At 32.3% G+C, this 19727-nt stretch carries 16 protein-coding genes and 1 tRNA gene; 10 read left to right on the top strand and 7 right to left on the bottom strand.

Annotation, left to right across the window (positions count from 1 at the left end):
• Positions 1–210 precede the first annotated feature (210 nt).
• From MUN68_RS16655 to MUN68_RS16645, 3 genes are all read right to left on the bottom strand, one after another.
• Positions 211–281, bottom strand: a tRNA-Cys gene (locus MUN68_RS16655).
• Positions 282–370: 89 nt separating this feature from the next.
• Complete coding sequence (gene folB, locus MUN68_RS16650; RefSeq protein WP_249992811.1) at positions 371–733, bottom strand: dihydroneopterin aldolase; 363 nt, start codon at positions 731–733, stop codon at positions 371–373.
• A 3-nt stretch (positions 734–736) separates the two neighbouring features.
• Positions 737–946 (bottom strand): zinc ribbon domain-containing protein, encoded by a 210-nt coding sequence (locus MUN68_RS16645; RefSeq protein ID WP_249992813.1) that lies wholly within the window; start codon positions 944–946, stop codon positions 737–739.
• 95 nt (positions 947–1041) lie between these two features.
• Between MUN68_RS16645 and MUN68_RS16640 the strand changes: the two genes are divergently transcribed.
• The 3 genes from MUN68_RS16640 (at position 1042) to MUN68_RS16630 (ending at position 4846) form a co-directional block, all read left to right on the top strand.
• Positions 1042–3045, top strand: coding sequence for a glutamine--tRNA ligase/YqeY domain fusion protein (locus MUN68_RS16640; protein ID WP_249992816.1), 2004 nt, complete (start codon positions 1042–1044; stop codon positions 3043–3045).
• Between the two features lie 88 nt (positions 3046–3133).
• Positions 3134–3622 (top strand): DUF1761 domain-containing protein, encoded by a 489-nt coding sequence (locus tag MUN68_RS16635; protein WP_249992819.1) that lies wholly within the window; start codon positions 3134–3136, stop codon positions 3620–3622.
• A 66-nt stretch (positions 3623–3688) separates the two neighbouring features.
• Entirely contained in the window at positions 3689–4846 is a 1158-nt protein-coding gene (locus tag MUN68_RS16630) for a GNAT family N-acetyltransferase (RefSeq protein ID WP_249992822.1), read from the top strand.
• A 54-nt stretch (positions 4847–4900) separates the two neighbouring features.
• Here the strand turns inward: MUN68_RS16630 and MUN68_RS16625 are convergent, their stop codons facing one another.
• The gene (locus MUN68_RS16625; protein ID WP_249992825.1) at positions 4901–5827 is read right to left on the bottom strand and encodes an SPFH domain-containing protein; all 927 of its coding nucleotides are present in this window, start codon (positions 5825–5827) and stop codon (positions 4901–4903) included.
• 77 nt (positions 5828–5904) lie between these two features.
• Here MUN68_RS16625 and MUN68_RS16620 point away from each other — a divergent pair, with 77 nt between their 5' ends.
• Positions 5905–6591 carry a porin family protein gene (locus tag MUN68_RS16620; protein ID WP_249992828.1) on the top strand — a complete coding sequence of 229 codons (687 nt, stop codon included), beginning with the start codon at positions 5905–5907 and terminating at the stop codon, positions 6589–6591.
• Positions 6592–6682: 91 nt separating this feature from the next.
• Here the strand turns inward: MUN68_RS16620 and gltX are convergent, their stop codons facing one another.
• Entirely contained in the window at positions 6683–8200 is a 1518-nt protein-coding gene (gene gltX / locus MUN68_RS16615; protein ID WP_249992830.1) for a glutamate--tRNA ligase, read from the bottom strand.
• A gap of 109 nt (positions 8201–8309) precedes the next feature.
• Between gltX and MUN68_RS16610 the strand changes: the two genes are divergently transcribed.
• Positions 8310–9785 (top strand): T9SS type A sorting domain-containing protein, encoded by a 1476-nt coding sequence (locus MUN68_RS16610; protein WP_249992833.1) that lies wholly within the window; start codon positions 8310–8312, stop codon positions 9783–9785.
• 5 nt (positions 9786–9790) lie between these two features.
• On the opposite strand, the gene MUN68_RS16605 is transcribed toward MUN68_RS16610, so the two are convergent.
• A complete protein-coding gene (locus MUN68_RS16605; protein ID WP_249992835.1) occupies positions 9791–10837 on the bottom strand; it encodes an alkane 1-monooxygenase in 1047 nt (348 codons plus the stop codon).
• 120 nt (positions 10838–10957) lie between these two features.
• Between MUN68_RS16605 and MUN68_RS16600 the strand changes: the two genes are divergently transcribed.
• From MUN68_RS16600 to MUN68_RS16580, 5 genes are all read left to right on the top strand, one after another.
• Complete coding sequence (locus tag MUN68_RS16600) at positions 10958–14413, top strand: DUF4175 family protein (RefSeq protein WP_249992837.1); 3456 nt, start codon at positions 10958–10960, stop codon at positions 14411–14413.
• Positions 14400–14810 carry an rRNA maturation RNase YbeY gene (gene ybeY, locus MUN68_RS16595; RefSeq protein ID WP_249992839.1) on the top strand — a complete coding sequence of 137 codons (411 nt, stop codon included), beginning with the start codon at positions 14400–14402 and terminating at the stop codon, positions 14808–14810. Before MUN68_RS16600 ends, ybeY begins: the two co-directional genes overlap by 14 nt.
• A gap of 79 nt (positions 14811–14889) precedes the next feature.
• Complete coding sequence (gene mnmG, locus MUN68_RS16590; protein WP_249992841.1) at positions 14890–16761, top strand: tRNA uridine-5-carboxymethylaminomethyl(34) synthesis enzyme MnmG; 1872 nt, start codon at positions 14890–14892, stop codon at positions 16759–16761.
• Between the two features lie 80 nt (positions 16762–16841).
• Positions 16842–17693, top strand: a complete 852-nt coding sequence (locus MUN68_RS16585; RefSeq protein ID WP_249992844.1) for a class I SAM-dependent methyltransferase — start codon at positions 16842–16844, stop codon at positions 17691–17693.
• Positions 17694–17911: 218 nt separating this feature from the next.
• A complete protein-coding gene (locus tag MUN68_RS16580) occupies positions 17912–18430 on the top strand; it encodes an OmpH family outer membrane protein (protein ID WP_249992848.1) in 519 nt (172 codons plus the stop codon).
• A gap of 35 nt (positions 18431–18465) precedes the next feature.
• Here the strand turns inward: MUN68_RS16580 and MUN68_RS16575 are convergent, their stop codons facing one another.
• Entirely contained in the window at positions 18466–19617 is a 1152-nt protein-coding gene (locus tag MUN68_RS16575) for a DNA polymerase III subunit (protein ID WP_249992851.1), read from the bottom strand.
• Between the last annotated feature and the right edge of the window lie 110 nt (positions 19618–19727).

The raw sequence follows: 19727 nt of genomic DNA, 5'->3' as shown, positions 1-19727 counted from the left end.
ATATTATTAGGTAACGTCATGCTGAACTTGTTTCAGCAATTCATTACTACTTGACAAAATCTATTTTGATAATTTTTTTAAAAACTTCCATGTATAAATATGAAGGCTCTTGAGTTTTCAATAGATTCGAACTGCTTTTGTCTTTAATTAATTTTCATAAAAATTGTAAAACAAAAAAAGAGATACCAATTTGTATCTCTTTTTTTTCTGAGGCGTCTAGCGGATTCGAACCGCTGTAGATGGTTTTGCAGACCACTGCCTAGCCACTCGGCCAAGACGCCAATTTTTCTGCGAAAGCAGGAATCTTTATTGGTTGTTATCAACAAAGAAGGCAAATGTAAAAAAAAATACCATTGTATACACTAAACCCTTACTTTTTTCGTCTTTTGGTCATTTTTATCGTTACCATTTCAACATCACCACCAATTGGAGGGTTCAGCTTACTCACACTAATTGTTGCTTTTTTAACCAATAAATCTTCATTAAAAATACGTTTTAAAATACGTTTAGCAACCGTTTCTAATAGTTTTGAAGGCTGTTGCATTTCTTCCTTAACAATTTTATTTAAAAGTACATAATCAACAGTATCAGACAACTCATCTGTTTTTGAAGAGGGTTTTAAATTCGCTTTAACTTCTAAATCTACACGATAATCGCTACCAATTTTTGTTTCTTCTTCTAAGCAGCCATGATGTGCATAAACTCGTATGTTTTCAACTTTAATAATTCCCATGTTTTAATTTGTAAAGAAATCAAATACATTACTTAAGCCACTTGTTTTGGTTTTATAAAACTCTGTGTAAGTGCAGCGTTCACAAGTTACGCTAGTGAATTTTTGATTTTGAACATCAAATATTTTTGAAAGTGTTCCTCCTGTTGCTCTCATTTGTCCTGTTTTATAAGTTCTGTTATCGCACTTTGAACATTTGTAGTTTAGGTGTTCCATTAGTTTTAAATTTTCTATAAAATTAATCAAACTAGAATAGATTTATAACCAATAAAAGGGATATTTACTTAATTTTGTGCAATAATTTTGTAAAGATGTCTGAAGAAACAAAATCGCTTAATTTTATTGAGCACATTATAGAAGAAGATTTAGCAAATGGTTTATCTAGAGATAAACTTCGGTTTCGTTTTCCTCCTGAACCTAATGGATATTTGCACATTGGTCATACTAAAGCCATCGGAATTAGCTTTGGTTTAGGCGAAACTTATAATGCACCAGTCAACCTTCGTTTTGATGATACTAATCCTGCTAAAGAAGAACAAGAATATGTAGATGCTATTAAGCGAGATATTGAATGGTTGGGTTACAAATGGGCAAATGAATTGTACTCTTCAGATTATTTTCACAAGCTCTATGATTGGGCTGTTCAGTTGATAAAAGACGGAAAAGCATATATTGATTCCCAGTCTAGTCAGGCTATGGCAGAACAAAAAGGAACACCAACACAACCTGGTGTTGATGGTCCATATCGTAATAGAAGTGTAGAAGAAAATTTAGATTTATTCGAACGTATGAAACAAGGTGAGTTCGATGAAGGTTCACATATTCTTAGAGCTAAAATAGACATGCAACATCCAAATATGTTGATGCGTGATCCAATAATGTATCGTATTTTAAAGAAGGATCATCACAGAACAGGAGATGAGTGGTGCATTTATCCAATGTACGATTGGACACATGGTGAAAGTGATTATATCGAACAAATTTCACATTCGTTATGCTCACTTGAATTTAAGCCTCATAGAGAGCTTTACGACTGGTTCAAGGAGCATGTTTATGGCTATGCTTCAGAAACACTTCCTATGCCTCCTAAACAACGTGAGTTTGCACGATTAAACTTGAGTTACACCATAATGAGTAAACGTAAATTACTCAAACTGGTTGAAGAAAATCTTGTGTCTGGTTGGGACGATCCTAGAATGCCAACAATTTCTGGATTACGACGACGCGGTTATACGCCAAATTCTATTCGACAATTCATTGAAAAAGTTGGTGTAGCTAAACGAGAAAATGTCATTGATGTATCACTTTTAGAGTTTTGCATTCGTGAGGATTTAAATCAAACAGCACCAAGAGTTATGGCTGTTTTAGATCCTGTGAAATTAGTAATTACGAATTATCCAGATGATAAAGAAGAGTGGTTTGAAGCAGAAAATAACCCTGAAGATGCAAGTGCTGGTTTTAGAAAGGTACCTTTTTCTAAAGAATTATATATTGAACGTGATGATTTTAAAGAAGAAGCAAGTAGTAAATTTTTTAGATTAAAACTAGGAGGTGAGGTGCGTTTAAAAAACGCATACATTATCAAAGCTGAAAGTGTTGTTAAAAATACGGAAGGGAATATTACAGAAATTCATTGTACCTATGCTACTGATACCGAAAAGAGGGTTAAAGGTACATTGCATTGGGTATCAATAAAACATGCCATAAAAGCAGAAGTTAGAGAATATGATAGATTGTTTATCGATGAAGCACCTGATAGTCATCAAGATAAAGATTTTATAGAATTTATCAACCCTAATTCTTTGAAAACTATTGAAGCATTTGTTGAGCCAAGTTTGGCAAATGTTGAAGTATCTGAACGTTTTCAGTTTCAACGTATTGGATATTTTAATGTTGATGATGATTCAACATCAGAACATTTGGTATTTAATAAAACAGTTGGTTTAAGAGATTCTTGGGCAAAACAAAAGCCTAAACCACAACAAAATCAGAATAAGCCTCAACAACCACAACAAAAGCGCCCAGCAATTGAAGTGATAAAACAACTCGGTAAAAAGTACAATAATGTTCCTGAAGCTAAACAAGAAAAGTTTAAAGTTGAAATTTTAAAATTAGCAAAAGAAGTAAGTTATGAAGATTTACAACCGCTATTTAATACGGCTGCTAAAAAAGTAGGAACTCGAATAGCAACACTGATTACTTTGAGTGTTTTACTTAAAAACGGACAAGAACGAAATGAAGATATTGATGCGTTTATAGAAAAAGCTAAAGCTGATAAAAATGAGCTTTTAGTAGCCGAAGCTAACACTATTTAAATACAAAAAATAGTTTTAACGACCTCAAAGAAAGTCTCTTTGAGGTTTTTTTGTACATTTAACAGACTAACTATAATCAAAACACATCATGGAAATTAATTTTTTAGCAGTACTTGTTGCTGCAATTGTACCTATGGTTTTAGGCTTTATTTGGTATAACCCAAAGTTTTTAGGTACAGTTTGGGCTCGAGAAGCTGAAATGACTGAAACTAAAATGAAAAGCGGAAATTTACCTGTCATTTTTGGCTTGTCATTCATGCTTTCAATTTTACTTGCTTTTTCTATACAAACACTAACCATTCATCAATTTGGAGCGCTAGGTATGGTTGGAGGAGATCCAACAGTTGAAGGTGTTTTACCTTCGTTTCAAGCGTTTATGGATGATTATGGAACAGCGTTTAGAACCTATAAACACGGAGCATTCCATGGTATATTAGCAGGAATATTTATTGTATTTCCAATACTAGCGACCAACGGAATGTTTGAACGTAAAAGCTGGAAACTCATATTTATCAATTCTGGATATTGGACTCTTGCTCTGACAATTATGGGAGCAATTGTTTGTGGTTGGGTTTAATTTTGTAACATAATAAACTTTTAAAAGACTGATGACATATGTTTTCAGTCTTTTTATTTTATCACCTTGACGCACTTTAAATTATATCATTCTACAACAGATTTACCTCAATCTTGGGACAATCTCCCTATTCAAGATACGTTTTTAAAAACTCCCTTTTTAAAAGCTTTAGAGTCCTCAAGTCCTGCTAATATATCAACCTATTTTTTAGGTGTATTTAATTCTGAAGATTTAGTTGGAATTGCCATAATTCAACGTGTCGAAATGTACTTTGATGATGTGTTTAGAGAAACTTCTAATCCGTTTTTTAAACGTTGTGGAAAGATGCTCATTTCAAAAATTGTTAAAGGCAATGCTTTAATAGTAGGAAACCTTATGCATACAGGACAGCATGGCATGTATTTTAATTCTGAAAGCACCTCACAAGATGTGTTTTTAGATCAAATTTCTCAAGGATTAAAAACACTTTCAAAAACAATTAAGGATGAATTCGGTAAAAAAATAAGAATTATAGCGTTTAAAGATTACTTTAAAAACGATTCATTTCACTCTAGTAAAGGTTTTTTTAGAAAAGAAAAATTATATAAAGCCCAAGCACAACCAAATATGATTTTTGATATAAAACAAGAGTGGTCTTCACCTGAAGATTATATTTCAAATTTCAATAAAAAATACCGAAGACGATACAAAACTGCTCGTAAAAAAAGTGAAAGTATTGAATGTAAAGAGTTCAATTTAGATGACGTTAGTGGTTTTTCAGAGGAGATTTATGAGCTTTATGAAAATGTGTCTAATAATGCAGGAGTAAATTCATTTAAGCTTCATAAAAATCATTTTTATCAACTCAAAAATGAACTTAAAGATAACTTCAAAATATATGGCTATTTTTTAGGTGAACAACTCATTGGGTTCTATACTGTCATCAAAAATTACGATAAACTTGAGACTTATTTTTTGGGTTATAATCAAGAGCTGCAACACCAACATCAAATGTATTTAAACATGTTGTTTGATATGGCTTCTTTCGGAATTGAACAGCAATTCAAACAAGTTGTTTTTGCAAGAACAGCAATGGAAATCAAAAGTTCAATTGGAGCCAAACCTTATGATATGTATATTTATTTAAAGCACACTAATAATATTATTGCGAATACAGTTTTAAAATTGGTTGTGAAATACGCAAATCCAGTTAGAGATTGGGATGAGAGACATCCTTTTTCATAAAAAAGCCTCAAAATTAATTTCCGAAGCTTTTAAATTTTCAAAATAAATTAATTACTACTCTTCTTTTTTCTTTCTTGAATTTTTCATCGCCTCACCAATTTGATTACTCGCTGTAAAACTAGCAACCATATCATTTAGCATCTGACTTCCAGCTTGAGGTGAATTTGGTAATAATATTAAGTTACTATTGGTTTCTTGTCCAATTGATTGTAAAGTATCATAATGTTGTGTTACAACAATAAGCGCAGAAGCTTCTTGAGAGTTGATACCCACTTTATTTAATACTTCAACAGACTCCTCTAAACCACGAGCAATCTCACGACGTTGATCTGCAATACCTTGTCCTTGTAGTCGCTTGCTTTCTGCTTCTGCTTTTGCTTTTTCTACGATTAAGATACGAGCAGCATCACCTTCAAATTGTGCAGCTGTTTTTTCACGATCTGCAGCATTAATTCTATTCATAGCTGCTTTAACCTGAGCATCAGGATCAATATCTGTTACTAAGGTTTTAATAATGTCATAACCATAGTCTGCCATAGCATCGTTCAATTCTGTTTTCACAGCTATTGCAACATCATCTTTACGAACAAAGACGTCATCTAATTTCATTTTAGGCACTTCAGCACGTACCACATCAAACACATAAGAAGTAATTTGGTCATGCGGATAATCTAACTTATAAAAAGCATCATACACTTTATCTCTAATCACTTTATATTGAACAGATACTTTTAAACGCACAAATACATCGTCTAGAGTTTTTGTTTCTATAATCACATCTAATTGCTGAATTTTTAAACTTAATTTACCAGCAATACGATCTACTAAAGGTATTTTGATTTGCAATCCAGACTGCCTAATACTATTAAAACGACCAAATCGCTCAATGACAGCTGCTGTTTGTTGTTTAACAACGAAAAATGACGAAATCAATATGATTAAGCCGAAAAATATAATTGGAATTAAAATAAATTGACCCATAAGATGTTTTTTTAAATGGTTAGGAAAATAATCAGTTACTAAATTAAGTTATATTTGTTCACTCACACAATTTAGAGATGCAAAAGAAGCAGTTTATAGTATTAGTAGTGTTTTGTATAGCTTTTGTTACAATTTCAACAGCTCAACATAAAACATACACCATAAAAAACGGTATTGGACTTGTTGGAGGACTAACTCAATATGATATTACAACAGATAATTTTAAGACGAAAAGCGGTTCTGGTTTTCTTGGCGGAATGATTGCTACAGTTGATATTCCTCATAAATGGTTTACTGTGAGTTATGGTTTGCAATTTTCTCAAAATTCAATTGAAATTGAAGGCCGATCAGGTCTATTGTCTAAAGATGTTGAACTTTTAGAATATGATTTAATGGCCATACAATTAGCATTTATGCTTCACGTGAAACTATTAAGCGATAATATCACGCTAGATGTAGGACCTCAATTGCAATATAATGGTCAGCTTGATCTCAAAAATAGCAACCAAGAAGCATTTTTAATTAATGGGTATGACGCATTATTAGCTGAAGATATAAGTGATATTTCTCCCTTTAATGTGAATGGTGTCGTAGGTGCATCTGCAGGAATAGGGAATTTTAAACTAAGAGCGACCTATAGTTACGGGTTTACAAATATTTTTAGAAAACTTAATGACGACGATAATTTAGCAACCACACCTTTATCTGAAAAATTTGAAGGAAATCAAACCATGCTGGCTTTTGCTTTGATGATTACGTTTTAATCATAGTTTATCATCATTCAGAAGGATTGGTCGCGACTGAGCACTCTTTTAAAAATAGAAAAAGTATTCATTATTACTCATAATGACACGACTATGCACTTGACTTAGAAATCAAATTATCAATTCGTTTTGATGTTTCAGTTTTTCCAATCATATAGATAATATCAAAAACATCAGGACCTTGTAATGCACCAACTAAAGCCAAACGCAATGGCATCATTACTTTTCCAAAGCCAATCTCATTTGAAGTAATCCAGCTTTTTACAGTATTTTGAAGGTTTTCAACTGTGAAATCTTCAATACTATTAACTAATTCTTTGACCTTCGTTAATATATCAGCTGTGCCTTCTTTTAAAGCTTTTTTTGATGCCTTTTCATCATAAGCATCAGGAGCAATAAAGAAGAAATGACTTAAGTCCCAAAAATCACTTACAAACGTAGCACGCTCTTTAATTAAAGCGATTACCATTTCAATGTATTGTGAATCAATTTCAGATAATTCATTTCTAGAATTTTTAAAGGCTATTGCTAAATTAGAATTATCTTGAATTTGCATATAGTGATGATTAAACCACTTGATTTTATCTGGATCAAAACGCGCTCCAGCTTTATTGACACGTTCTAAATCGAAAGCATTAATAAGTTCATCTAAACTGAAAATCTCTTGCTCTGTACCAGGATTCCAGCCTAAAAATGATAAGAAGTTAATCATCGCTTCAGCAAAATAACCGTCTTCTTTATAACCTCTAGAAACGTCTCCAGATTTTGGGTCTGTCCATTCTAAAGGAAACACAGGAAACCCTAATTTATCACCATCACGTTTACTTAGTTTACCCTTACCTGTTGGTTTTAAAATTAATGGTAAATGTGCAAATTCAGGTGCTTCCCAACCAAAAGCTCCATAAAGCTGATAATGTAATGCTAAACTTGGTAACCATTCTTCTCCTCGAATCACATGTGAAATTTCCATTAAATGGTCATCAACGATATTTGCTAAATGATAGGTTGGCATGCCATCACTTTTAAATAAAACTTTATCATCTAAAACATTGGTGTCAATTTTTATATCACCACGAATACTATCTTTTAGATGTAAGGTTTCATCTTGAGGTGATTTAAATCGAATCACATAATCGTCTCCAGCTTCTAATTTTGCGTTTACTTCATCTTCAGAAAGCGATAAAGAATTACTCAATTTCAATCGGTTATGCCAATTGTAAATAAAGGTTTTTCCTTTTGCTTCATGATCTTTTCTATGGAAATCTAAAGTTTCAGCAGTATCAAAAGCATAGTAAGCATGACCTTTTTCAATCAATTCATCTGCATATTGCTTGTATAAATGTTTGCGTTCGCTTTGCCTGTATGGTCCAAATTTTTCGTTTTTCCCAACACCTTCGTCAAAAGGAATTCCGCACCAATTTAAAGACTCAACAATATAATCTTCTGCACCTTCAACATAGCGATTTTGATCTGTATCTTCAATACGAAGCACGAAGGTTCCGTTATGCTTTTTAGCAAATAGATAGTTAAAAAGCGCTGTTCTTACACCTCCAATGTGTAAAGGTCCTGTTGGGCTTGGTGCAAATCGCACACGAACGGATTTGGTCATGGTTTTGTTTTAAGTCCGCAAAGGTATTAAAAATACGTTATTTGACGTATGTTTTCATGTTTGTTGATGCTTTAGATTTGCTTTTATGTTAATTATCACAATAAACACCATGAAACAATTACTACTTTTATTTTTATTAGCTCCTTTTATGTTACAAGCTCAATGGACTCAGGTTGGAAGTGACATTGATGGAGAAGTTATAAATGACACTTCAGGATTTGAAATTAGTCTTAACAACGAAGGAAATATAGTTGCCATAGGTTCCTATAGAAATGATGATGGCGGAAGTGATGCTGGACAAGTTAGAGTATATCAAAACAACTCTGGAAGCTGGACACAATTAGGAAACGATATTGAAGGTCAGTCTGATAACGATAATTTAGGCTTTTCAGTAAGTCTAAATGGAACAGGAAGCATAGTTGCTGTTTCATCTCCTGGAAACTCTGATGGAGCTCCATTTGCTGGACAGGTTAAAGTATTACAGTATGATGGTACAGATTGGGTTCAATTGGGTAGCGATATTAATGGCAGTGGGAATGTAAATAATTTTGGATCATCTATAAGTTTAAATAATGACGGAACTGTTTTGGCTATAGGAGAAATAGGCAATGATACAAATGGTAACAATTCTGGATCAGCAAGTATCTATAATTTTGATGGAACCAATTGGATACAAATGGGACAAAATATTATTGGTGAAGCTTCTGGTGACCAGTTTGGAAGAACCACTAGTTTAAGCGCAGATGGATCTATTGTTGCTGTTGGAGCGATTGAGAATGATGGACTAGTAAATAATGGAGGACATGCAAGGGTTTTTCAATTTAATGGAACAGATTGGCTACAATTAGGAAATGATATTGATGGTGATACTAACAATGGTTATGCAGGATATGCTTTAAGTTTAAGCTCTAATGGACAAATTTTAGCCGTAGGAGCAGTAAATGATGATGATGGTGGATTAAACTCAGGAAGTGTAACTGTTTATGAGTTTAACGGAACAGATTGGAATTTGAAAGGAACAAAAGTTTTAGGAGAAGCTGTTTCTCTTCAGTCAGGCTATTCTACTAGTTTAAATGGAGATGGGTCAATTTTAGCTATAGGTGATATTGGATCTAATGGTTATGCTGGTCAAGCAAGAATTTTTCAATTTAATGGAACGGATTGGGTGCAAATTGGAGCTGGAATTTTAGGTGAAGCTACTAATGACCAATCAGGTTATTCTATTTGTTTAAATGATAGTGGCTCTATGGTCGCAATAGGAGCTATTAATAATGATGGAAATGGTTCAAATTCAGGACATGTTAGAGTGTTTAATGAACCGTCGTTAACTACTAAAGATTTTACTTTTGAAGGCTTTAATTTATATCCTAATCCTAGTAGTGATTATGTTTATATTCAATTCCATAAATTATTTGAAAGCATATCTGTTCAAGTTTTTGATATTTCAGGAAAATATGTAATTCAACAAAAGAATAGAGAGTTGAGTGCTATTAAATTAGATGTTACTCATTTGAAACCTGGACTTTATCTTGTAAATATTAAGACGGAATTAGTCAATAAAACCGTAAAACTAATTATAAAGTAAAGATATTATTTAACCAAAATCATTTCTTTCGGCACACGTTTATTCATAATCCGAAACCATAAAGGTGGAACCATTGCCAAAACCATAGATGTTGGATAGCCAAAGGGCATTTGCGGACTCTCATCATGGCAATCTAATACTTGGTATTTTTTAGATGTTTTGTAGTGATGATCGCTATGCCTTGTTAATTCGTAAAGCACAATTCGCCCAATGACGTGGTTAGAATTCCATGAATGTATTTCTTTAACACGTTCATAACGACCAGATGCTGTTTTGAGGCGCATTAATCCATAATGTTCGATATAATTTACTGATTCTAAGAGCAATATACCAACTATAGCAGAACAAAAAGCAAAAAGAAATCCAATGATTCCGAAGAAAAAGGATACCATCAATAAATACCCAATTTGAAGCAAAACGAACCAAAACATGTCATTTTTGACAGAAAAGAAGCTCTTTTTGTTATTTTTTAGTAGTTTTTGCTGAATTTGCCATGCTTTAAAATATTGCCTAAATATTGATGTAAACCAAAATGAGTAGACACTTTGATTGTATCTGGCTGTTGCAGGATCCTCAGGAGTTGCGGCATGCAAATGGTGACCAAAATTATGCTCGATGTAAAAATGCATGTATTGAGCTGGTAGGAGTAAGGCTTTACCAATAAAACGCTCGTTTGTGGTTTGTCTGTGACCTAATTCATGAGCAACGTTGATACCATTGACACCTAAAACAATGCCTATAGAAATAATCATCCCAATAAGTTCGTAGGTTTCAATAGTTGTTGTTGTAGCTTCGTATATTCCGAAGAAAACTAATCCATAAACCATAGGCAAATTCAAGTATAATAACCAATCAAAGGTCTTTTGTTTTGATTTATGGTCTCTGTTTTCAGTTGATAGATTTTTAGTATCAATAGGAAAAAGGAGTTCTAGAATTGGAATGATTACAAATCCATATAAAGGCGTTAAGAAAACCAGATTGCCTTTAAAATACAATCCAATACACGCAACTAATGGAATAGAGAATGCTGCAAGATATTTTAGATCTTTCATAGAAATGGTAGTGTAATTTGGTCTTTATTTTAACACAACTCCTCGAAATTAACAGAAACTTACCAAAGTTAGGCATTTGCAGGTTAAAATAAAATTGTAGTTTAGTGAGTTAAATAATTAATGTTGAATAATTTCAAGACCATACAATCTAAATTAGAGCAATTTATTAGAAGATATTACACTAATGAGTTGGTTAAAGGCGCAATCTTATTTTTTGCCATTGGATTATTGTATTTGATTGTCACCTTGTTAATTGAGTATTTTTTATGGCTCAACCCAACGGCTAGAACCATTCTTTTTTGGGTGTTTATTAGCGTTGAATTGGCTTTATTTACTAAGTTTATTGCATTTCCAATAGCGAAATTATTCAAGCTTCAAAAAGGCATTAATTATGAAGAAGCGTCGCATATTATCGGAAACCACTTTCCAGAAGTCAACGATAAACTACTTAATGTACTTCAGTTAAATCTTAATAATTCACAATCCGAACTTCTTGAAGCTAGTATTGAGCAGAAATCGTCTGAATTAAGTCCGATTCCATTCAAATTAGCCATTAATTTTAATAAAAACACCAAGTATTTAAAATATGCAGCCATTCCTATTGCAATTTTATTAATCTCCTATTTTACTGGTAAAATAAACTGGTTTAGTGATAGTTATGAGCGTGTTGTGAATTATCAAACCGCTTACGAACCACCAGCTCCTTTTCAGTTTTTTGTGACTAATGAAGACATGAATGCCATTGAAAACAAAGAATTTAAACTTATTGTTAATACTGCTGGTGATGTTGTTCCGGAAAATGCTCAAATTCATTATAACGGACAATCGTATTTCTTACAACAGTCAGCTCCAGGACAATTTGAATACCTATTTCCTCAATTAAAAGATGGGTTTAGTTTTAATTTGTCTGCTAACGATGTGCGTTCAAAAGATTATATTATTAATGTCACTAAAGTACCAACCTTAGTGAATTTTGAAATGTTTTTAGATTATCCAGCCTATACTCTAAAGAAAGATGAGGTTTTAAAAAGTACAGGGAATTCAACAATTCCTGAAGGCACAAATGTGACTTGGAAAGTATCAACGCGTTCTACTGATGAGGTTGCTTTGTATTCTAAAGACACTATTAATTTTAAAAACTTAACCGAAGGTAATTTTGAAGCTTCAAAACGAATTTTTAATAATACAGATTACAGTATTAGCACTAGTAATTCGAACCTAAAAGACTATGAAAATTTAGCATTCTCATTAAATGTTATTAAAGATAGTTATCCTGAACTTAATCTAAAAATGGAAAAAGACTCTTTAGATAATCAAACACTGTATTTCTTCGGACAAGTAAGTGATGATTATGGATTGAGTAAATTGCAATTAGTATATTACCCTTCAACAAACCCAAGTGATAAATCTTTTGAAAAAATACCAGTATCAAAATCTAATTTTGATGAGTTTGTCAGTGCATTTCCAAACCAATTAAATTTGACCGATGGAGTTGATTATGAGTTCTATTTTCAGGTGTTTGACAATGATGCCATTCATAATTATAAAAGCACCAAAAGTACCGTTTATAGCTACAGAAAACTGACTCAAGAAGAAGAAGAACAGAAGCAACTTCAAGAGCAAAATGAAACTATAAAAGATATTGGCAAAACATTTGAGAAACTCAAAGAACAAGATAAACAACTGGAAGAGTTTTCTAAAACTCAAAAAGAAAAAGAAGAGCTCAATTTTAATGATAAAAAGAAGTTTGAAAATTTCTTAAAGCGTCAAAAGGAGCAAGAACAACTCATGCAAAACTTCAATAAAAAATTGAAAGAAAACCTTGAGGAGTTTCAAAAAGAAAATGAAGAGAAAGATCAGTTTAAAGAAGATTTGAAGCAACGTCTTGAAGAAAATGAAGAGCAACTCAAGAAAGATGAAAAACTGTTAGAAGAACTTGAAAAAATGCAAGAGAAAATTCAAAAGGAAGAGTTTTCTCAAAAACTTGAAGAATTAGCAAAACAAAACAAAAACAAAGAGCGAAGCTTAAAGCAACTTTTAGAATTAACAAAGCGTTTTTATGTCGCTAAGAAAATTGAGAAACTTCAAAAAGAACTTGAAGAGCTTGCAGAAGAACAAGAAAATATTTCAGAAGAAAGTGAAGAAAACAACACTAAGGAAGAGCAGGAGAAACTCAATAAAAAGTTTGAAGATTTTCAAAAGGAAATGGACGCACTTCAGAAAGAAAATAAAGAACTTAAAAAACCGATGGAGCTTCCTCAAGATAAACCAACAGAGGAATCAATTAAACAAGACCAACAAGAAGCAACTGATGCTTTAGAACAAAAAGAACAAGAAAAGCAAGAGTCAGGAGATCAAGGTGAGCCAGGAGAAAAGCAAGAAAGTCAACCTCAAGATTCTCAGCAAAAGGCTAAAAGGAAACAAAAACAAGCCGCTAAAAAAATGAAGGAGATGAGTGGTGAAATGTCTCAAATGATGCAAATGAGTGGTGGTGATCAAGCTCAAGAAGACGCTACAATGCTTAGACAGGTTTTAGATAATTTAGTATTATTTTCTTTTGATCAAGAACACCTAATGGATCAATTTAAGAGTATTGAAATAAACCATAATGAGTATGGAAAATTCTTAAGAAAGCAGAGCAATTTAAGAGAGCATTTTGAGCACATTGATGATAGTTTATTTGCTTTATCATTAAGGCAGCCCAAAATTTCAGAACGCGTTAATGGTCAAATTACTGAAGTGTTTTTTAATATTGATAAATCTTTGGGACAATTATCCGAAAACCGATTATATCAAGGTGTTGCAGCTCAACAATACACCATCACAGCTACCAACGAATTGGCTAGCTTTTTAAGTGATGTTCTCGATAATATGAATGCACAAATGAATCCTTCTATGGGACAAGGTGGTGGAGATATGCAGTTGCCTGATATCATTATGAGTCAAGAACAACTTAATGAGATGATGAAAGATGGAATGAAAAAAAGTGAGCAAGGAAAACCAAAAGAAGGCGAAGGTGAGAAAGAAGGCGAGAAAGAGGGTGAAAAGGAAGGTGATAGTAAGAAAGGAAAAAAGGGAGAAAAAGGCGAAAATGGTGAAAATGGAGAAGGAGGAGAAAACGGAAATTCTCAAGGAGAAGGAGAAGGTAGTAATGAAGATCTTAATGGAGAATTATACCGTATTTACCAGCAACAACAACAATTACGTCAAGCTTTAGAAAATAAATTAGGCGAACTTGGTAAACAAGGTCAAGGAGAGAAACTTTTAAAGGATATGGAAGACGTTGAGCTTGATTTAATTAATAAAGGTTTCACTAATCAAACCCTTCAAAAAATGATGGATCTACAACATCAGTTATTGAAAATGGAGAATGCCACATTCATGCAAGGAGAAGATAACAAGCGTAAATCTGAAACAGATAATACAACTTATAAAAATACCACTAGCAATAAATTACCTAAAGCAAAAGAATATTTCAACACTACTGAAATTTTAAATAGGCAAGCATTACCTTTGCAAGACGTTTATAAAAAGAAAGTCCAAGAGTATTTTAAAAAAACAAATGATCAGCTTTAATTACGAAACCGATTTTGATTTGCCCAATGAAAATGAAATGTCAACATGGATTTCAAATGTTATTGTTTCTGAAAATTGTAGGGAAGGAGAAATAAATTATATTTTTTGCAGTGATGATTATTTGCATGATATCAATGTAAAATATTTAGATCATGATACCTTAACAGATATTATTAGTTTTGATTATTCAGTAGGAAAAGAACTACATGGAGATGTTTACATTTCTATTGATAGAGTGAAAGATAATGCAGTGGATTTTAACGTTGATTTTGTAGAGGAAATCAAACGGGTTATGGTTCATGGTGTTCTTCATTATTGCGGCTACAAAGACAAATCAATTGAAGATAAATCTGTCATGCGAACTAAAGAGGATTTCTACATAAAACAACTATCTTAATATCTTAGGATTTAGCTGTATATTTGCAAACTGAATTTTCTAAAAATTTAATGTTCCACGTGGAACAATATTCTAAATTATGTTCAACGATGTATACGATGTAATAGTAGTTGGAGCTGGTCATGCCGGAAGTGAAGCCGCTGCTGCTGCTGCAAACATGGGAAGTAAAACGTTACTTGTTACAATGAACCTTCAAAACATTGCACAGATGTCTTGTAATCCTGCTATGGGTGGAATTGCGAAAGGGCAAATTGTAAGAGAAATTGATGCTTTAGGTGGTTATAGTGGAATTGTAAGTGATACATCTGCGATTCAGTTTAAGATGCTGAATAAATCTAAAGGACCAGCAATGTGGAGCCCAAGAGTTCAAAGTGATCGTATGCGCTTCGCTGAAGATTGGAGATTGCTATTAGAACAAACCAAGAATCTTGATTTCTATCAAGAAATGGTGTCTGGATTAATTGTAGAGAATCATAAAGTGGTCGGTGTTAAGACTTCACTAGGATTAGAGATTAAAGCCAAAACAGTTGTGTTGACTAATGGTACTTTTTTAAATGGATTAATTCATATTGGTGATAAAAACTTTGGTGGCGGAAGAGCAGGAGAAAGAGCGGCAACAGGAATAACAGAGCAACTTATCGAATTGGGTTTTGAATCAGGCAGAATGAAAACAGGTACGCCTCCAAGAGTCGATGGTCGTTCTTTAGATTATTCTAAAATGATTGAACAACCTGGTGATGAACAGCCTGAAAAATTCTCATATTTAGAAAATATTAAGCCATTAACAGAACAGCGTTCATGTCATATGACGTATACAAGTCTGGAAGTTCATGATTTATTACGTGAAGGATTTGATCGTTCACCAATGTTTAATGGTCGAATTAAAAGTACTGGACCAAGATATTGTCCTTCAATTGAAGATAAAATTAATCGTTTTGCAGATAAGGATCGTCATCAATTATTTGTGGAGCCTGAAGGGTGGAATACTGTTGAAGTTTATGTAAATGGCTTTTCAACTTCATTGCCTGAAGATGTTCAGTTTAAAGCATTGAAATCTGTAGTTGGTTTTGAAAATGTTAAGTTTTTTAGACCAGGTTATGCTATTGAATATGATTATTTTCCACCAACCCAATTAAAGCATACTTTAGAAACTAAATTGGTAGATGGTTTGTTTTTTGCTGGTCAAATTAACGGAACAACTGGATATGAAGAAGCGGCTTCTCAGGGTTTAATGGCTGGAATTAATGCTGCTTTAAAAGTTCAGGAAAAAGATGAGTTTATCTTAAAACGAAATGAAGCTTATATTGGAGTTTTAGTTGATGATCTCATAACAAAAGGAACCGAAGAGCCATATCGTATGTTTACATCTAGAGCAGAATATAGAACGCTTTTAAGACAAGATAATGCCGATTTTAGACTTACTCCTAAAGGTTATGAATTAGGCTTAGCTAATGAGACGCGTTTATGTCGTATGGAAGAAAAACAAAAACAATCGGATAATTTTGTAAATTTTTTTAGAGAAACAAGTGTGAAACCAGAAGATGCAAATCCGGTTTTAGAAGCTAAAAACTCCTCTCTAGTGAAGCAGTCTGATAAGATGTTTAAATTATATTCTAGACCAAATATTACTGCTGAAGATATGCGCCAATTTGATGTTGTTGAAAGTTATATTCAAGAACATAAATTGGATAGAGAAGTTATTGAGCAAACAGAAATTCAAATTAAGTATTCTGGTTATATTGAAAAAGAAAAGAATAATGCAGATAAATTGAACCGTTTAGAAGATGTGAAAATACCTAAAGGTTTTGATTATGATAAATTGAAGTCTATGAGCACTGAAGCGAAACAAAAACTTACAAAAATTCAACCTGTAACGATTTCTCAAGCGTCACGAATCTCTGGTGTTTCTCCAGCTGATATTTCTGTTTTATTAGTTTATTTAGGACGATAGTTTTATAAATGTTCCACGTGAAACATAAGTAAAAAAAATTTGATTTTTTATCATTCAGAGTAAAACGATGAATCAATTTAATGAAAGATAATTCAACATATTTAAAAGTAAAAGATCACTCTGTTTCTGGAGAAGAATTTCAATTGATTTATAATAAAGAATTTGAAATGCTCGAAACTTTTCCTCAGCCTTCAGAGGAACAATTGCCTAAATATTACCAAAGCGAAGACTATATTTCTCATACAGATGCAAAGCGCAATTGGTTTGAAAAAGTGTATCATTTTATCAAAACGATTGCTTTAAAACGAAAACTAAAATTGATCAATTCATTTAATTCTAAAGAGAAACAACTCTTAGATATTGGATGCGGAACAGGAGATTTTTTAAAAGTTGCAAAAGATAATAATTGGAGTGTTTTTGGGATTGAACCAAATCCGAATGCTAGGAAAATTGCCAATCAAAAAACTAATAATTCTGTTTTTGATATTGAACAATTATTGAAGTTTGAAAAGTACAGTTTTGACGTGATTACGCTTTGGCATGTTTTAGAGCATCTTCCAAAATTAGAAAACCATATTGCTGTATTTGAATCACTTTTGAAGCCCAATGGTCGATTAGTAATTGCGGTTCCAAATTACAAAAGTTACGATGCAAAATATTATAATAAGTATTGGGCAGCTTTTGATGTTCCTAGACATCTATGGCATTTTTCTCAAAAGGCCATTTCAAAATTAGTTTATCAAAAAGGCATGGAATTAATTAAAACGAGTCCGATGACATTTGATGCTTATTATGTGTCTTTACTTTCTGAAAAATATAAAAATGGATTTATGAATCCTATTAAAGCATTTAGGATTGGATGGTATTCTAATTTTAAAGCAAAACGTACAGGAGAGTTTTCTTCTTTGATTTATATCATCAAAAAGTCATAAAAACTATTTTTATGCGTTCTAAGGCGTTTTTTCAACCATAGTAATAAAATCCCTACAAGTAGATTGTTTTAATATATTCTAGCAGCTTTTAAAGAGTTAAATTGTAATAGGTATAATTTATTATGTATAAAAAAACCATACATAATATTTATAGTGCTAATTTTTATAAAATAAATACTTGCACTTTCATACATTTGCAAAAATTAAAATAACTTAAAATGAAAAAAATAATAGGTGTACTTAGTTTGGTACTTATTTTAGCATCTTGTCAAGAGCAACAAAAAATTGCATTTATAGATAATGCTAAAGTTGTAAATGAATATCAGAAAAAAGTAGATTTCGAAAAGGTGTTTCAGGTTAAAGTAACTGCGTTTAATAAAAAAGCGGATAGTTTAGGACAAGCTATTCAAATTGAAGCGCAATTATTTCAAACTAAAGCCGCAAAAATGTCACAAAAAAATGCTGAAACTGAATATCAAGCATTACTTCAGAAAAAACAAATACAAGATTACCAGTTACAAGGTGAGGAGCAAAAACTTCAAGCTGAGGGTCAAAAACAAATAGATACGCTAATTAAAGAAGTCAAAGCTTTTGTTAAAGATTATGGTAAGAATAATGGATATACTTACATTCTTGGCGCTAATGATGCTGGAAGCGTAATGTATGGAACTGATGCAAATGATATTACTCTAACGGTAATTGATGCATTAAATGCAAATACAAATAAAGAAGAATAGTTTTATTTCACATAACTTATAAAGCCGGTTGTGTATCAATCGGCTTTTTTATGTAATAAACGTGTGAGTTTAATAGAGAGATCAGTAAGAATAATCTTTGAATTCCCATTTCGTTCTATATGATAAATTGCATCTTGTAGCTCATTTGAGATGTCCATAATATTATTGCCATGAACATATGGTGCAAAATTTTCAAGTTTAAACGAGGTCTTGGGTTCTATAAAAACTAAATCTTCAGCACTATAATTTAAGAGTAATGCTTGTCTGAAAAAATCAAGGCAGAAGTTTAAAAATTGCTTTTGAGTTTCACGACCTGTTTTTGCAATAGTTTCACTCCAAGAAATTAAATCATGAATTGCACTTTTATTTCCTTTGGCTTTAAACGCTGATCGAATCCAAAATACAAACCAGTCTTCAAACTGAGTATCCTCACTGTCATTATAAACTAAATCACAAGCTTTATTGTAGTTTCCATTGGCTTGATGCGCAATTTTTATAGCATCAGCTTCTGGAATTTGGTAGTTTTTAATTAAAGCCTTTTTAATGACTTCTTCTGCTAAAGGAGGGAAGTTTAATAATTGACATCTTGATCTAATTGTGTTTATTATTTGTTCTTCATCTTCAGCAATAAGAATAAAAATGGTCTTATTTGGTGGTTCTTCAATAAGTTTTAAAAGTTTATTTGAAGCTGCGGTATTTAATTTTTCTGCCATCCAAATTAACATCACTTTATAACCGCCTTCATAGGATTTTAATGCTAACGATTTAACAATATCTTGAGCTTCATCTACACCAATCTGGCCTTGTTTATTGTTTATACCCAAGATACGATACCAATCAAATAAATTCCCATAAGGTTGACTGTCAATGAGTAACCTCCATTCTTCCATAAAATGATTTGACACAGGATGGCTTTTTATCTTATCATTGGTAGCTACAGGAAAAGCAAAATGTAAATCAGGATGTGAGAGGTTTTTAAACTTTAAATTGCAAGCTTCATTACCATTAGTGTTTTTCCCTTCTGAATTTTTGCAAAGTAAGTATTGCGCATATGCAATAGCCATAGGAAGTGTACCTGAACCTTCAGGTCCAACAAATAATTGTGCATGAGGTATTCGACCATGGTCTGCACTTTTTGTGAGATGGTTTTTAATATGTTTTTGACCTAAAATTTCTGAAAATAACATGTGGTAAAGATACCTTTTTTATAATATTAATTTATGCAAACGTTTTCGTAATAAAACAACTTTTATCAGTCTCATTTATTAGTTACATTTGTGTAACATTTATTAAAAAG

This window comes from Psychroserpens ponticola (genome assembly GCF_023556315.2).
Taxonomy (GTDB): domain Bacteria; phylum Bacteroidota; class Bacteroidia; order Flavobacteriales; family Flavobacteriaceae; genus Psychroserpens; species Psychroserpens ponticola.
Note: the sequence above shows the minus strand (reverse complement) of the source record. Positions and strands in the feature narration are given on the sequence as shown.

Excerpts from the sequence above, each read along its gene's own strand:
- mnmG (WP_249992841.1), top strand. The coding sequence starts at position 14,890 with ATGTTCAACGATGTATACGATGTAATAGTAGTTGGAGCTGGTCATGCC.
- MUN68_RS16635 (WP_249992819.1), top strand. The coding sequence starts at position 3,134 with ATGGAAATTAATTTTTTAGCAGTACTTGTTGCTGCAATTGTACCTATG.
- MUN68_RS16640 (WP_249992816.1), top strand. The coding sequence starts at position 1,042 with ATGTCTGAAGAAACAAAATCGCTTAATTTTATTGAGCACATTATAGAA.
- MUN68_RS16580 (WP_249992848.1), top strand. The coding sequence starts at position 17,912 with ATGAAAAAAATAATAGGTGTACTTAGTTTGGTACTTATTTTAGCATCT.
- folB (WP_249992811.1), bottom strand. The coding sequence starts at position 733 with ATGGGAATTATTAAAGTTGAAAACATACGAGTTTATGCACATCATGGC.
- MUN68_RS16600 (WP_249992837.1), top strand. The coding sequence starts at position 10,958 with ATGTTGAATAATTTCAAGACCATACAATCTAAATTAGAGCAATTTATT.
- MUN68_RS16605 (WP_249992835.1), bottom strand. The coding sequence starts at position 10,837 with ATGAAAGATCTAAAATATCTTGCAGCATTCTCTATTCCATTAGTTGCG.
- MUN68_RS16585 (WP_249992844.1), top strand. The coding sequence starts at position 16,842 with ATGAAAGATAATTCAACATATTTAAAAGTAAAAGATCACTCTGTTTCT.
- MUN68_RS16625 (WP_249992825.1), bottom strand. The coding sequence starts at position 5,827 with ATGGGTCAATTTATTTTAATTCCAATTATATTTTTCGGCTTAATCATA.
- gltX (WP_249992830.1), bottom strand. The coding sequence starts at position 8,200 with ATGACCAAATCCGTTCGTGTGCGATTTGCACCAAGCCCAACAGGACCT.
- MUN68_RS16610 (WP_249992833.1), top strand. The coding sequence starts at position 8,310 with ATGAAACAATTACTACTTTTATTTTTATTAGCTCCTTTTATGTTACAA.
- MUN68_RS16575 (WP_249992851.1), bottom strand. The coding sequence starts at position 19,617 with ATGTTATTTTCAGAAATTTTAGGTCAAAAACATATTAAAAACCATCTC.
- MUN68_RS16620 (WP_249992828.1), top strand. The coding sequence starts at position 5,905 with ATGCAAAAGAAGCAGTTTATAGTATTAGTAGTGTTTTGTATAGCTTTT.
- ybeY (WP_249992839.1), top strand. The coding sequence starts at position 14,400 with ATGATCAGCTTTAATTACGAAACCGATTTTGATTTGCCCAATGAAAAT.
- MUN68_RS16645 (WP_249992813.1), bottom strand. The coding sequence starts at position 946 with ATGGAACACCTAAACTACAAATGTTCAAAGTGCGATAACAGAACTTAT.